This is a genomic window from Micromonospora sp. NPDC007271 (genome assembly GCF_040634005.1).
Classification (GTDB): domain Bacteria; phylum Actinomycetota; class Actinomycetes; order Mycobacteriales; family Micromonosporaceae; genus Micromonospora.
Window position 1 is genome coordinate 70,862 of sequence record NZ_JBEYER010000005.1, and the last position, 13,865, is coordinate 84,726.

16 protein-coding genes are annotated in these 13,865 nt (G+C 73.5%); 12 read left to right on the plus strand and 4 right to left on the minus strand.

Annotated elements, in window-relative coordinates:
- The first annotated feature begins 20 nt into the window (after positions 1-20).
- Complete coding sequence (locus ABZ570_RS03565) at positions 21-605, plus strand: hypothetical protein (RefSeq protein WP_358056354.1); 585 nt, start codon at positions 21-23, stop codon at positions 603-605.
- 229 nt (positions 606-834) lie between these two features.
- Here the strand turns inward: ABZ570_RS03565 and ABZ570_RS03570 are convergent, their stop codons facing one another.
- A complete protein-coding gene (locus ABZ570_RS03570) occupies positions 835-1,230 on the minus strand; it encodes a hypothetical protein (RefSeq protein ID WP_358056356.1) in 396 nt (131 codons plus the stop codon).
- Positions 1,231-1,557: 327 nt separating this feature from the next.
- Here ABZ570_RS03570 and ABZ570_RS03575 point away from each other — a divergent pair, with 327 nt between their 5' ends.
- The 11 genes from ABZ570_RS03575 to ABZ570_RS03625 all read left to right on the plus strand — a co-directional run bounded on the left by ABZ570_RS03575 (position 1,558) and on the right by ABZ570_RS03625 (position 11,831).
- The gene (locus tag ABZ570_RS03575; protein ID WP_358056464.1) at positions 1,558-2,145 is read left to right on the plus strand and encodes an SAF domain-containing protein; all 588 of its coding nucleotides are present in this window, start codon (positions 1,558-1,560) and stop codon (positions 2,143-2,145) included.
- Positions 2,146-2,165: 20 nt separating this feature from the next.
- A complete protein-coding gene (locus ABZ570_RS03580; RefSeq protein WP_358056358.1) occupies positions 2,166-2,903 on the plus strand; it encodes a hypothetical protein in 738 nt (245 codons plus the stop codon).
- Positions 2,900-4,207 carry an ATPase, T2SS/T4P/T4SS family gene (locus ABZ570_RS03585; protein ID WP_358056360.1) on the plus strand — a complete coding sequence of 436 codons (1,308 nt, stop codon included), beginning with the start codon at positions 2,900-2,902 and terminating at the stop codon, positions 4,205-4,207. Before ABZ570_RS03580 ends, ABZ570_RS03585 begins: the two co-directional genes overlap by 4 nt.
- 2 nt (positions 4,208-4,209) lie before the next feature.
- Positions 4,210-5,058 (plus strand): type II secretion system F family protein, encoded by an 849-nt coding sequence (locus ABZ570_RS03590; protein ID WP_358056466.1) that lies wholly within the window; start codon positions 4,210-4,212, stop codon positions 5,056-5,058.
- On the plus strand, positions 5,055-5,924 hold the full coding sequence (locus ABZ570_RS03595; RefSeq protein WP_358056362.1) for a type II secretion system F family protein: 870 nt from the start codon (positions 5,055-5,057) through the stop codon (positions 5,922-5,924). The genes ABZ570_RS03590 and ABZ570_RS03595 overlap by 4 nt, the downstream gene beginning before the upstream one ends.
- Positions 5,925-5,953: 29 nt before the next feature.
- Positions 5,954-6,157 carry a hypothetical protein gene (locus tag ABZ570_RS03600; protein WP_358056364.1) on the plus strand — a complete coding sequence of 68 codons (204 nt, stop codon included), beginning with the start codon at positions 5,954-5,956 and terminating at the stop codon, positions 6,155-6,157.
- A 56-nt stretch (positions 6,158-6,213) separates the two neighbouring features.
- A complete protein-coding gene (locus ABZ570_RS03605) occupies positions 6,214-6,570 on the plus strand; it encodes a TadE/TadG family type IV pilus assembly protein (protein WP_358056366.1) in 357 nt (118 codons plus the stop codon).
- A gap of 127 nt (positions 6,571-6,697) precedes the next feature.
- Positions 6,698-7,075 carry a TadE family protein gene (locus ABZ570_RS03610; RefSeq protein ID WP_358056468.1) on the plus strand — a complete coding sequence of 126 codons (378 nt, stop codon included), beginning with the start codon at positions 6,698-6,700 and terminating at the stop codon, positions 7,073-7,075.
- Positions 7,072-7,515 (plus strand): pilus assembly protein TadG-related protein, encoded by a 444-nt coding sequence (locus ABZ570_RS03615; protein ID WP_358056368.1) that lies wholly within the window; start codon positions 7,072-7,074, stop codon positions 7,513-7,515. Before ABZ570_RS03610 ends, ABZ570_RS03615 begins: the two co-directional genes overlap by 4 nt.
- Positions 7,516-7,551: 36 nt before the next feature.
- On the plus strand, positions 7,552-10,635 hold the full coding sequence (locus ABZ570_RS03620; RefSeq protein WP_358056370.1) for a BTAD domain-containing putative transcriptional regulator: 3,084 nt from the start codon (positions 7,552-7,554) through the stop codon (positions 10,633-10,635).
- 65 nt (positions 10,636-10,700) lie between these two features.
- Positions 10,701-11,831, plus strand: a complete 1,131-nt coding sequence (locus tag ABZ570_RS03625; RefSeq protein WP_358056372.1) for a DUF2637 domain-containing protein — start codon at positions 10,701-10,703, stop codon at positions 11,829-11,831.
- Between the two features lie 206 nt (positions 11,832-12,037).
- On the opposite strand, the gene ABZ570_RS03630 is transcribed toward ABZ570_RS03625, so the two are convergent.
- The 3 genes from ABZ570_RS03630 to ABZ570_RS03640 all read right to left on the minus strand — a co-directional run bounded on the left by ABZ570_RS03630 (position 12,038) and on the right by ABZ570_RS03640 (position 13,770).
- Entirely contained in the window at positions 12,038-12,631 is a 594-nt protein-coding gene (locus ABZ570_RS03630) for a restriction endonuclease (protein WP_358056374.1), read from the minus strand.
- Between the two features lie 309 nt (positions 12,632-12,940).
- Positions 12,941-13,399, minus strand: a complete 459-nt coding sequence (locus ABZ570_RS03635) for a DUF4262 domain-containing protein (RefSeq protein ID WP_358056376.1) — start codon at positions 13,397-13,399, stop codon at positions 12,941-12,943.
- The gene (locus ABZ570_RS03640; protein ID WP_358056378.1) at positions 13,396-13,770 is read right to left on the minus strand and encodes a hypothetical protein; all 375 of its coding nucleotides are present in this window, start codon (positions 13,768-13,770) and stop codon (positions 13,396-13,398) included. Before ABZ570_RS03640 ends, ABZ570_RS03635 begins: the two co-directional genes overlap by 4 nt.
- Positions 13,771-13,865 lie beyond the last annotated feature (95 nt).

Sequence of the window (13,865 nt, forward strand, 5' to 3'; positions counted from 1 at the left end):
CCGCCAGCAGGAGACATGCTATGACGACATCGATCAGACAGGGCAGCTCGGGCAGTCGGTGGTTGCCGCTGACCGGGCTGCCTATCGGTTTGTGCCTCGCGGTGGTTGTCGGCGCCTGCGACGGGGGGAAGCCTGCGGGGGACTCGCCGTCGGCCACGTCCGCCTCGGCGCCCGGGCCTGGTCAGGGTCCACGCGGCAGCGTCGACGAGGCGGCGTTGGCCGCCTACCGGGGGATGTGGCAGGCATACGCCAAGGCCGGCCTTACCGCGAACCCGGACGAGCCCGAGCTGGCGCGCCACGCCACTGGTCAAGCCCTGTCGACGTTGAAGACCGGGCTGGCGAAGCTGCGTGAGGACGGGGAGGTCATCAAGGGCGAGTACGAGTCAGAGGCGCAGGTGGTGGCGGCCTCGCCGTCGACGGAGCCCGTGACGGTCTCCGTGCAGGACTGCCTGGACACCACGCGGTTCCTCACCTACAAGGCGGCGACGGGCACGTTGGCCGACGATGTCCCGGGTGGGAAACGTGCCGTGCGGGCGACGGTGGTCCGTGACGGCGATGGCTGGAAGGTGTCCAGCTTCGGCGTGCAGGCGGTGGGCACATGCTGAGGCGCTCACGCCGACTCGGACTGCCGGCCCTTCTCGCCGCCGCCGTCGTCGTGATGGCGGCGCCTGTGCAGGCCGGCGACGGGGTTGGCAACGTCGACTGCGGGCAGACTCCGAACGCGGCCGAGTGTGATGTCTCCGCTGGTCAGCCCAGCCGTCCTGGAGGTTCCACTGGCGGCGGTCAGAGCGGCGGCTCGGGGGACGGTTCCGGCGGCGGCAGTGACGACGGCTGTCACTGGGCGCCGGTCGAGGGTGACCGGCCGCCGCCTGCGGGGAAGGGCCCGGAGGGCGGCTGGTACGCGTGGACGTGCGTCGGTGACGGGCTCGGCTCGCAGGGCACGCCGGTGTGGCTGGACGAGCCACCTGGGGTGGATCCGGCGGCGCTGGCGCAGACGGCGCGGTCGCGGCTGCGCCTGCCGGCACCAAAGATTCGCACGAACCCCGGCACGGCGCCGTTTGTGCTGGTGCGGGTGCCGGTGTGGTTGTGGGTGGACTCGGTGACGTGGGGGGCCCGGTCGGCGACGGCGTCGGTGCCGGGGGTGGCGGTGACCGCGACGGCGACACCGACGAAGGTGCGCTGGTCCTTCGGTGACGGCAGCCCGGACCTGACCTGCGTCGGGCCCGGCAAGCCGTGGACACCCGGCACGGACCCGCGGTCGGCCTCACCCTGCGGGCACACCTACACCCGGTCGTCGGCCGCCGCGCGGAACACGGTGTTCACGTTGCGGGCGACGGTGACGTGGTCGGTGAGCTGGTCGGGCCCGGGCGGCGGGGGCACCCTGGCCCCGCTGACGACGACGTCGACGGTGGCGGTGCGGGTGGCGCAGTCGCAGGCGGTTGTCGAGGGAACCCGATGAGCGTCACCACGAACCGCTCGCGGACGGCGAGCGGAGCCGACGGAATCCCGCCGACGGCAGGTGCGTCCGGGTCGGCCGGTCGGCGCAGCGGCCGGCGGGTGGCCGCCGGTGTGCTGCTGGTGCTGGCGACGGTGGTGACGTTCTGGCAGGTCGACCTGCGCCGGCACGCCGAGGAGCGGTTCCTGGCGGTGGCCCGGCCGGTGCCCGCAGGTGCGGTGATCCGCGACGGAGACGTGCGGGTGGTGCGGGTGGCGAACCCGTCGGGCCTGGCGCTGGTGGGCGCGGACCGCCGCGATCAGGTCGTGGGCCGCACCGCGGCGGTGCCCCTTGTGGTGGGCAGCCTGGTGGTGTCGTCGCAGGTGGGCCCACCGGCGTGGCCACCAACAGGGCAGGCCGTGATCGCCGTCGCGGTCAAGGCGGGCCGTGCCCCCGCCGGCGTGGCGGCCGGGGCGCGGGTGGTGGTGCTCGTGGCGCCCGCAAGCGGGGCCGACCAGGCGGGCGGAACACCGCCGTCCGGGCAGACAGCGGGGGCGCGGCGCGCGGTCGCCGTGGTGGTGTCGGCGACGGCGGGCGGGGATCAGGTGGGCTCGCTGGTGGTGACGCTGCTGCTGGCCGCGCAGGAGGCGGAGGCGGTGGCCTCGGCGTCAGGGGACGTGGCGCTGGTGCAGCTGGGGCCGGACCGGTGAGGAACGGGGAGGTGCGGAGGATGTTGGTGGTGGTCGCGTCGGTGTCCGGCGCTCCGGGAGTGTCGACGGCGGCGCTGGGCTTGGCCGCTTTGTGGCCGGGCCGGCCTGGGCTGCTGGTGGAGGCCGACCCCTGCGGCGGGGTGGTCGCGGCGCGGTTCGCGGTGCGGCAAGAGCCGGGCTTGGCCGCGTTGGCGGCGGCGGCCCGCCACGGCCTTCCGTCGGGCGGGCCGGCACAGTTCGTGCAGTCGCTGCCGGTGGGTGTGCACGCTGTCGTGGGGCCGGGGGCCGCCGAGACCGCTGCGGGGGCGGTGTCGGTGCTCGCCGCCCAGCCGGAGGCGGTGGCGGGGTTGGCGCCGGTGGTCGTCGTCGACGCTGGTCGTCTCTACCCGGGCAGCCCGGCGCACGGTCTGCTGCGCCGCGTGGACGCGCTGGTGCTGGTCACGGCCGGCGGCACCGAACACCTCGACCACGTCGACACCCGGCTGGCGGCGCTGCGCGCGAGCCTGCGAACGCGGGGCGTGGGTCTGGCCGTCGCCGGCAAGACCCGCTACACGAGCGAGGAGATCAGCGGCAGGTTCGGTGTGCCGGTGTGGGCGCACCTGCCGAGCGACCGGTGGGGCGCGGCCGGGCTGTGCGGGCGGATGAGCGGGCCGGCGTGGACGCGCACGCGGCTGGCGCAGGCGCTGCGCGCGCTGGCCGCGACCCTCGCCGCCCGGGCGCGGCCCGCGCCCCGCGCGGTGCTGGAGGTCGTCCGGTGACCGCCCCTACACCCGCCGCGAACACCGTGGTGGCGCCGGAGTTGGTGGCGCGGCTGCGCGCCCGGGTCAGTGACCGGCTCGCCGGGCACGGCGCGCAGCTACCAGACGCGCAGCGGGACGCGGTGATCGCCGGCTACATCGCCGAGGAACTCCTGGCGCACGCCCGCGAGGCCATCGCCGCGGGCCGTGTTCCGCTGGTCCCGCAGGCGGAGGCCGCGCTGGCGAGGGCGCTGCGTGACAGCTTCACCGGCCTGGGTGGGCTGCAACGGCTGATCGACGACCCGCAGGTGGAGGACATCTTCGCCAACGGCTGCGACAACGTGTGGATCCGCACCACCGACGGGCAGACCAGGCGGGTGCCGCCGGTCGCCGCGTCGGATGAGGACCTGATCGACCTGGTGCGGGTGACGGCGGCGCGCAGTGGCCAGGAGGAGAGGCGTTTCGACCGCGGCTCCCCGGGATTGTCGCTGCGCCTGCCGGGCGGGCAGCGGCTGTTCGCGGTGATGGCCGTGTCGAAACGCCCTTCGGTGTCGATCCGCCGCAACGTGCTGCACCGGGTCACCCTCGACGACCTCGTCCGCCGTGGCGAACTCACGGCCGGGTTGCGGGAGCTGATCACGGCGATGGTGCGGGCCCGCAAGAACCTGGTCATCTGCGGCGGCACCGGCGCCGGCAAGACCACCCTGCTGCGCGCCGCCGCCGGGGCGATCGGCCCGCACGAGCGGATCGTCACCGTGGAGGACGCGTTCGAACTCGGCCTGGACGAGGACGCGGCGGCGCACCCGAACACCATCGCGCTGCAGCAGCGGGAACCGAACCTGGAAGGTGTAGGCGGGATCGACATGGCGACCATGGTCAAGTGGGGGCTGCGGATGCGCCCGGACCGGGTCATCGTCGGCGAGTCCCGCGGCGCTGAGGCGGTGCCCATGCTCCTGGCCATGTCGCAGGGCAACGACGGAAGCATGTGCACTCTGCACGCCTCCTCGTCGAAGCAGGCCCTGACCCGGCTGGCCATGTATGTGATGCAGGCGTCGGAGAAACTGGCCTTCGACGCGGCGAACGTGCTCATCGGCCAGGCCGTCGACTTCGTGCTGCACCTCGACACCGCTACCGACGGCACCCGGGTGCTCTCCTCGGTTCGGCAGGTTCTGGAGACCGACGGCACGCAGGTTCCCTCCAACGAGGTCTACCGCCCTGGCCCCGACCGGCGGGCGATCCCGGCGGCCCCGATACGCGCCGACACCCTCGACGAGCTCACCGCCGCCGGCCTCAATCCCAGCCTGCTCGCGCAGGATCGGTGGTGAGCATGGAACTCCTGCCGATCCTGCTCGGCCTCGGCTGCGCCGCCGGCCTCGTCCTCGTCGCCGACGGGCTGCGCCGCCGCTCACCCGGCACCCCCACCCGTCGGCCGCGCCGTGCCTGGACTGCGGCCGACCGCGCCCGTCTGCTGGCCGCCGTTGTGGGTGGGCTCGCGGCGGCGGCACTGACCCGCTGGCCCGTCGCGGCCCTGCTGGCCGCCGCCGCCGTGTGGGCGCTGCCCCGCGTGCTGGGCCCCGACCGCGAGCACACCCGCTCCGTCGCCCGCATCGAGGCGGTCGCCACCTGGGCGGAGCTGCTACGCGACACCCTGTCCTCCGCGGCCGGGCTGGAGCAGGCCATCACCGCCACCGCCCCAGTCACGCCACAGCCGATCCGCCTCCAGGTCCAGGCTTTGGCCGCCGCGGTGCGGGGCGGGGCGCGGCTGCCCGACGCGCTGCGCATCTTCGCCGCAGACCTCGCCGACCCCACCGCCGACCTCGTCGTCCGCGCGCTGACACAGGCCGCCGGCTACCACGGCGGGCAGTTGTCGCAATGCTTGACCAGTCTCGCCGCCACCGCCCGCGACCTCGCTGGGATCCGGATGCGGGTGGCCACCAAGCGGGCCGCGACCCGCACCGCCGCGCGGGTCATCACCGGCACCGCAGTCGCGATGGTCGCCGGGCTGATCCTGCTCAACCGTGGGTTCCTCGCCCCCTACCAGACCCTGGCCGGGCAACTCGTGCTGGTCGTCGTGGGTGGGGTGTTCGCCGGCGGGTTCTGGTGGCTGGCCCGCGCCTCCCGCGTGCCGCAACCCCCGCGCGTGCTCGCCACCGACGGTGGGCGGGTGGCGTCATGAGCATGGTGCTCGCCTGCGGACTCCTGGCCGGGCTCGGCCTGGTGCTGGCCGCCTCCGGCCTGCTGCCCGCCCGGCCCAGCCTCACCCAGGCCCTCGACGCGCTCCGCCGTACGCCGGCCGCGCCCGATGTCCCGGCGCCGGCACGTGCCCGGCTGCTGGCCGCGCCGCTACGCGCCCTCGGCCTGCCCCGGCAGTGGATGCGCGCCGACCTGGCTGTCCTCGAACGACCCGTCGCGATCCACCTGGCCGACCAGACCCTAGCTGTCCTCGCCGGCCTGGTCCTGCCTCCGGCCGCGATGGCTGTCCTCGCCACGGGCGGGGTCACCTTCGCCGACGGCATGCCCCTGTGGGCATCCCTCGCCGGCGCCGCCGGCGGCTGGTGGCTGGCCGAGTCCACCGTGCACGCCGAAGCGCAACGGCGCCGCGACGAGCTGCGCTACGCCCTGTCCGCGGTGCTCGACCTCGTCGTCATCTCCCTCGCCGGCGGCGCCGGCCTCGAACAAGCCCTCGACGACGCCTGCGCCGACACCCACGGCTGGGCCGCCCAGCGGCTGCGCCGCGCGGTGGACACCGCCCGGCTGCTGCGCGTCCCACCCTGGCAGGCACTGGGCCAGCTCGGCGAGGACACCGGCGTCGTCGAACTGCACGAGCTGGCCGCGACGATGAGCCTCGCCGGCACCGAAGGCGCCCGCATCCGCGACTCCCTGACCATCCGCGCCGCCACCCTGCGCGCCCACCAAGCCGCCGCCCTCGAAGCCAGGGCCAACGCCGCCACCGAACGCATGTCCATGCCGGTCATGCTGCTGGCCGCCGCCTACATGCTGTTCCTCCTCTACCCGGCTGTCACCGCCGTCGACACGTTCTGACAACACGACGAGACCAAGGAGGCAGACCTGTGCGACCGAAGCTGCTCGCCCTGCTGACCCTCGTACACCTCACCGTCACCGAGCGGGCCCGCCGGCTGCGTGACAGCGGCGACCGGGGCAGCGAGACCACCGAGAAGGTCATGTGGATCGCCCTGCTGGTCACCCTCGTCCTGGCCGTCTACGGCATCTTCCGGTCCAAGATCCTGGAGAAGATCAACGGGATCGCGCTGTGAGACCGCGCCGACCGCGACGGGCCAGGCGACTCCGGTTCAGCGGTGACCGCGGGTCGGTGACCACCGAGGTGGTCCTGTACGCGCCGCTGATGTTCCTGCTCGTGCTCATCGGCGTGCAACTCGCGCTGTGGGCCCTGGCGCAGCTCGGCGTCCAGCACGCCGCCAACCACGCCCTGCAGACCACCCGCGTCGTCGACGGCACCGCGGCCGCCGGACACGCCGACGCCACCGCCGTGCTCGACCAGGTCGCCGCCCGCGTCGTCACCGACCCGCGGGTGTCCGTGGACCGCACGGCCGACACCGCCACCGTCGCCGTGTCCGGCCGGGCCCCCGCCGTGGTGCCGTGGCTGCGCCTGCCGGTCGGCACCCGGGTCAGCGCCCCCGTCGAACGGTTCCGACCCGACACCGACTAACCCACTACCCGCACGTGCCTGCGGAAGGAGCAGCGCGATGACCGAGCGAACGCCTCACGGCCGTGCCCGTTCACGCCCTCGACGGCGCGCCGGCCCGCCCGCCGATCGAGGGTCGGTCAGCGTCGAGATGGCCCTCGGCTACATCCCGCTGATGGTCCTGGCCGTCCTCGCCATCGTGGCATGCCTGCGCCTCGCCTCGGCCGCGATCGACGTGCACTCCGCCGCCGCGGCGGCGGCCCGGCAGGCATCCCTGGCCCGCACACCCGCCGAGGCCCGGCTCACCGGCGGCGACGCCGCCTCGCTCAGCCTCGCCGGACGCGGCGTCGCCTGCCAGCCGTCCACCGTCACCGTCGACCCCGGCGCTTTCGTTCCCGGCGGGCAGGTCAGCGCGAGTGTGGCATGCCGTGTGCGCCTCGAAGATCTCTCCGGTCTGGGCCTGCCCGGCGCGGTGACGATCCGCGCCACCTCCCGACAGCCCCTGGATGCGTACCGGAGCCAGCCATGACCCGGCGTCTGACGGCCTGGGCGCGCCGGGCGCGCCGCGACGATCGTGGGCAGATCACCCCGTGGACCGTGGTGGGCACCCTCATCGTGCTCATCCTCGCCGGCCTCGTCTTCGACCAGGGCATGGCCATGGCCGCCAAGGTGTCCGCCTACGACACCGCCCAGGCCGCCGCCCGCGCCGGCGCCCGCGAGATTGACCTCGCCACCTACCGGGCGACCGGCGCCGTGCGACTCGACCCGGCCGCCGCGGCCACCGCCGCACGCGTCTTCCTCGACCAGGCCGGCCTGCCCGGCAGGGTGTCCGCCACCACCGAACAGGTCACCGTCACGGTCACCACTCAACATCGCACGCGGCTGCTGCACCTCGTCGGCATCACCGCCATCCCGGTGTCGGCCACCGCCACCGCCACGCCTGCCACCGGCGTCACCACCGCCAACTGACCCAGCCGCCTCGACCAAGTTCCGGGAGTCGCTACCGTGATCGCGACGCTGTCCACCGCCGCCCGCCGTACCGTCGGTGTCACGGCCCTGGCGCTGCTGCTCGCCGGCCCGCCCTACGCACTCCTGCGCTACCTCGACCCGCCGCTGCCCGACCGGCTGCCCACGTGGCACACCCTCGCCACCACCCTGACCAGCCCGCTGACCGACGAGATGATCGGCGCGATCCTCACCGCCCTGCTTTGGGCCGCCTGGGCATCGTTCGCCTGGTCGGTGCTCGCCGAACTCGCCGCCGCCGTCACCGGCCTGCGGCTGCCCCAGCCCCGCGCCCTCACCCCCGCCCGGGGCGTCGCCGCGCTGCTCGTCGCCATGATCACCGGCGGGGTCCTGGCCACCGCCGCGCAAGCCGCCACACCACCCCCGGCCGCGCAGGCGCACACCTCCGGCGTCGCCGCGGTCACCGCCGTCGCCCAGCACGAACCTCTCACCCCCGTCACCCGCGCAGAGCTGGCGTCCACGGCACCGGCCCACATCCAGGCTGAGGGGACGGTGACGCTGGTCGCTGACGGCCGCGAGTACACGCACACCGTCAAGCGCGGCGACACCCTGTCGAAGATCGCCGAACAGTGGCTCGGCGATCCGAACCGCTGGCCGGAGATCTTCGCTCTCAACCGCGGAACCCACTTCCCTGACGTCGGCGGCACCCTGCGCAACCCGAACGTCATCTACCCGGGCTGGAAACTGGACCTCCCCGCCGACGCCACCCCACCCGCCGGGCAGAAACCCCGACCCACCGCCCCCAAGCCTGCCGCTCCCCCGCCGGAAACGCCGGTGCCCGCACCCCCGCTCAACATCCCACCGACGAACGGCGCGCCAGCGAGCGCCGCCCCGCAGACCCCCGCCCCCAGCGCGGCCACCGATGGCCCAGCGCCCACCAGCACCGCCCCGGACCCAAGCGGCGATACCAGCACCACCAGCCCGTCCGCTGACCGCAGCAGCCGTCCGCAGCGGCCCGGCCACGGGGTGTCCCTACCGACCGGCAGCTGGGTCGATGGTGGTCTCGCGCTGGCGATCGCCGCCGCGGTGGCCCTGGTCTGGGCGCACCGGCAGCGCCGCTACCGCCCTCGCGGAGCGTCCGGTCAACGACATGTGACAGACCCCGACCTGGCGCCCATGCCCCGCATGGTCCGGCAGATCCGACGCGGCCTGCGCGACACCGCAACCGCAACCGCAACCGGCCCACTGGAACACCGCCCCGAAGACGCACACGACAGCCAGGACAACGATGGCGACCAGTCGCCTCGGCACTGCGGCCCTGTCCAGGCCGCCACTGCCCTGGGGCGCGCCGGTGATGTTGGCCAGCCGGTGGCGCCGGCTCTCGCCCATCCCCTGTCGGCGGTGTGGCCTCCTGCGGGTTTGGGCCTGGCCGGGCCCGGCGCGGACGCCGCCGCCCGCGGCTTTCTCACCGCCGCCCTCGCTGCCGGCGGCGCGGACCATCCCGACGCCCGCACCCACGTGGTCATACCCGCGGCCACCGCCGCGACCCTGCTGGGCGCCGCCGCCGTGAACCTGCCCCGCACCCCGAGGCTGACCGTCACCGCCGACCTCAACGACGCCCTGGAAGTCCTCGAGCAGCAGACCATGCACCGCACCCGGCTGGTCTACCAGCACGAGGTCGACACCGTCGCCGAACTGCGCGCCGCCGACCCCTACGAGGAGCCCCTCGCACCGATCATGCTGCTGGCCGACGCCACCGAACGCCACGAACGAGCGCGCGTCGCCGCCCTGCTCGCCCAAGGGCAACGCCTGGACATCCACGGCGTGCTGCTCGGCGCGTGGCCCGACGGTGACACCGCCATCGTCGCCGCCGACGGCACCGTCACCCGCGCTGACGGCGACCCCCGCCACACCCCCCATCCCGCCGACGTCGGCCGTCTCGCCGTGCTCGACCCCGCCGAGACCATCGACCTGCTCGCGACCCTCGCGGAAGCCCACACCGGTCACCTGCCGGCACCCGCCCCCACCGAAGCCCCACCCCATCCGAAGTCCCCGACAACCGTGACAACCCCGCCCGCCCCACAACCACCCGCGCCGGCTCCCACAGCCGGCCACAGCACCGACCACACGCCCCCCAGCCCCGCCACTGGCACGGCAACCGACGCTGGCAGCCCGCACGCCGCCGACGCGACCGGCGACCGTCACCCCGCATCCGAGCCGGACGGGACCCCAGCCGCCCACACCAGCCCCGCCGCCGCGACCCCCGACGCTGCCTTCGACGCCCTCTCCGACGACCGGCATACGCCCGACACCGGTGAGAGTCCGGCCGAGGCGTCCACCGCCGACGACGGTCAGCCCTCGACGGCGGCACGCCGCGACCGGGTCGAGGTGACCGTGCTCGGCCCGCCGGCCATCGTCGGCGCCACCGGCGAACGCACGCTGCGCGCGAAATCGTTGGAGCTGCTGGTGTATCTGGCCGTGTGCGACGGGGACGCCGCCGCCGAGTCGATCCTCGACGATCTACTACCGGACGCTCCGGCGAGCAAAGCCACACACCGGCTGCACACCTACGTCTCCGACCTGCGCGCCGTGCTGCGCCGCCACGCCGGCCCCGGCACCTACCTCACCCGCCCCCACCACCGCTACCACCTCAACCCCGAGCGCTTCGACATCGACCTGTGGCGGCTGCACGCCGCGATCCGCGCCACCGGCAGCCGAGCCGAACGGGTGCGGGCCCTGCGCCGCGCTGTCGACAGCTACCGTCCCCTCGCGGAGGGCTGCGACTACGAATGGCTGGAACCCCACCGGCACGCCGTGCAACGCGAAGCCCTCGACGCCGTCACCACCCTTCTTGAGGAACTCGCCGATCAACCCGACCAGCAGGCCGCCGTCTGCGACACCGCCCTACCCCACCATCCATACAGCGAGGATCTGTACCGACAGGCGATGCGCGCCCACGCCGCCGTTGGCAACCTCGACGCCATCCGCGCGCTGCGCCGCACCCTGACCCGACGCCTCGCCGAGATCGACGCCGAACCCAGCGACGACACGCTCGCCCTCGCCGATCGGCTCATCGCCGAGGTACGCGCCCGACGTGGCCCGCGTCCCCCACAGGGGTCGGCGTGACCGCAGCAGCACACCCCGCCGCCGGTTCCGCCACTTCTGCTGAAACGATTGACGGTGACACCCGCATGGGCGAGAAGCAGTTGCGCAGGCTGCGGTGGGCAGTGCGGGCCACCCTCGCCCTCGGCGTCGCCGCGTCGGTGGCCGCGAACGTCCTACACGCCCGGCCGAACCCGATCAGCCAGATCATCGCCGCCTGGCCGCCTCTGGCGCTGCTGCTCACCGTCGAGCTGATCTCCCGCGTCCCCCACCACCGCTGGTACCTCGGCGCGATCCGCGTCACCGCGGCCACCGTCATCGCCGTCATCGCCGCCTGGGTGTCCTACTGGCACCTCGTCGGTGTTGCCGCCCGCTACGGCGAAACCGGCTACGGCGCCGCTTACCTCCTACCCATCTCCGTCGACGGCCTCGTCATCGTCGCCAGCGTCAGCCTCGTCGAAATCAGCGCCCGCATCCGCGCCACATCCGCGCACACCACCGCCACCGAACGGGCTACGGCACGGGCGCCGGCAGCTCCCGACTCCCTGTCAGCAGCCGTCCGGCATGTCCCATCACCGCGTGAATCCTCCGACGAGGTCACCTCAGCCGCATTCCCGGCCGACCAACACCCACCCGCGGCCGCCGCGCATACTGCGGCGCCGACGACATCCACTCGCTCTTGGATCTTGATGCCACATGCCGCCACCCCGCCCGCGCCACCGGCCCCCGACAGCGGCGTGGACGGCGACGGCGACGATGACCTGGCACCACCGCCCCGGCTCGGTACCGAGCAGCGGTCGCCTGTCACGGAAGCCGGCGCCGACAACAGCGCCGTGATCGACCTACCGGCCGACGCGCTCAACGAAACCGCCGGCCCCGCCGCCAAAGCAACAAATCCCATGCCATCCGAGGTCATGCTGCAGGTACCCGCGGCCACAGACGCCGGCCTGCCCCCCACACCGGCACTCACGACGGACGCAGGGCCGGCGGCGGGTGCCAGTGGCTACGACGGGGAGGATCCACCGGATGGCGTTGCCGTTACCGCCGATACCGCCGCCGCCGTCGCCTACTGGCGGCGCCGGGATCCCGCACTGCAGCCAGCCGAGGTCGCCGCGCGGATCGGCAGGTCAGAACGCACCGTGCGCCGCCATTGGGAACAGCGAGCAACCACCCGGGCCGGACGCCGCAACGGCCACCCCGCCGGCAAACGTCGGCATTGACACCCGCCGGCCCATGCCGGGTCCGTCGATTGGCCGACCTCGCCCATGGGCAGCCGGCCCACAACGACAAAAGGGGCTCGTCTCTTGCTCTCCCATGCGCCGGTGCGTAGCGAAAGGTCGACCAGGCCATTCTGGAGGCCCTCGTCGTCGCGCGCACAGCGCGTGCTCGCTGAGCCACGAGCCCGGCGCTGCCGTGCGGCCTTGCCTCAGTGCTCCAGGTGGAGCACCTGTGTGCTGACCCACTTGGCCAGCGCTGGCCGGTCCACGAGCATGATGCGGCAGCGCAGCGCCACCTCCCGCGCCTGGGCGGTCGGGCGGCCGGTGGTCACCAGCAGTGCGACGTCAGCGCGGTGGATGTCGCGGGCCGTTCCCGCGAACCGCTGGACGTGTGGGCTGCCCAGGTTGCCCTTGTACCGCTTGCACTGCACCACCACCCGACGGCCGCACGGCGACTGCCCGATTACGTCGGCGCCCATGTCACCGGAGCCTCCGGAGACGGTGACGTTGCGGTATCCGCTGGCGCGCATCAGCCGCGCGACGAATTGCTCGAACTCCGGCCCGGACATGTGGTCGGTGACCGCCACGTTGCGTTCGTGCTCGGCCAACTGCCGCGCGCCTGCCCACCGCAGGTACAGCCAGGCGCTCACGCTCGCGAGCGCGGCGAGCGCGACCAGGGAGGCGATGACCGGGTGCTCGCGCACGACCTGAACTACGGCCGACACGGCGAGCAGGCCCCCGCCGATCGCGGCGAGCGTCATCGCGTCGCTGCGCTTGCCCCGTCGCCGCTTGCGTCGAGCCACTCCAACCTCCCCAGGTTGACGGTGTGTTAGAGACCGCGCACAAAAGGTAGCGGCGGAATGCGACAACAGCTGCGGTGCGGTCGCGGGGTGCGGGGATTCCGGGGTATCACGCGCGTGTTGGTGAAGGCGTTAGCAGGCCGGGGTTATCTACTGCAGTTTCCAGGCGGTGGGCTGGACGGGGCGTCCTGTCCAGCCCACCGTCATCGCGGGCGCAACGCGGCTGATGCCTCACGCTGCCGACGGGAAGGCGATGTCCGTCTGACCGGCCGCCGTCGGCGGCAGGCCCTGGCTCGGCGGCGCGTACGGACTTCAGGGACGGTCGATGACTGGCTGCACTTCGGACGGGTAGGCGTAGCCGTCATCCCAGGGGAAGTGCCCGTCGGGGTCGGGCCAGACGATCTGTTGCACACGGACCTGCTCCTGCCCGTATCGGGCGATCGCGGCCCCCGGGTACAGCTGTTCGGTGGGTTCGCCGTCGATGATGGCGGCGTCGTAGCTGGCGATCAGGTCGCCGATGCGCTGTCCATGGCTGAAGCGTTCGGCGCGGTCGTAGACGCGGGCGGCGAGGTCGTTGAGCAGTTGCTGCGAGATGGCGGGGTCGAGGCCGGCGATCAGCAGCTCGGGATAGCCGTGGGCGGTGAGCCCGACCGTGTAGGCGTACGGGCTGCCGGTGTCATCGTCGCCGCTCGGGTGCACCAGGGTTACCGACCAGCCGACCCGGTCGATCATCTGGCTCTGGCGGCGCATGAAGTCGTCGATGCCGGTCACTGGTCAGTTCCTTCCACGCTGTCGTGCTGCTCGGACGGTTGCGGTGGGTCGACCTCCACGAAGCCCCAGAGCCGCTCGATGAGCTCCAGGGCCTGGGTGCGGTAGCGGTCGGCGAAACCGCGGCAGATCGCCGGCTTCGCCTGCGGGTATAGGTAATGCGGCAACGTGTCATGACAAATGATGTAGGAGTCTTGCTCGCGGACCTCAGCGACGAGGGCACGCAGCTGTCCGGGTCCGAGGTGCATGCGGTTGCCGGGGGCGAAGATGCAGGTGTCGCACTGCCGCGACAGCAGCCGTGACTTCCCGAGGACCGGGTCGCCGACGCTGAGTTCCTCCTGTCGGCCGGCGTCATCGTCGGGCACAGGTTCCATGATGTCTGCCTCCTGGGATAGCTGAAGGGGCGCCGCCGTCGGCGACGCCCCTTTCGTTGGCATGGTTGGTACCGCTGGCGGTGACTGCTGGGATG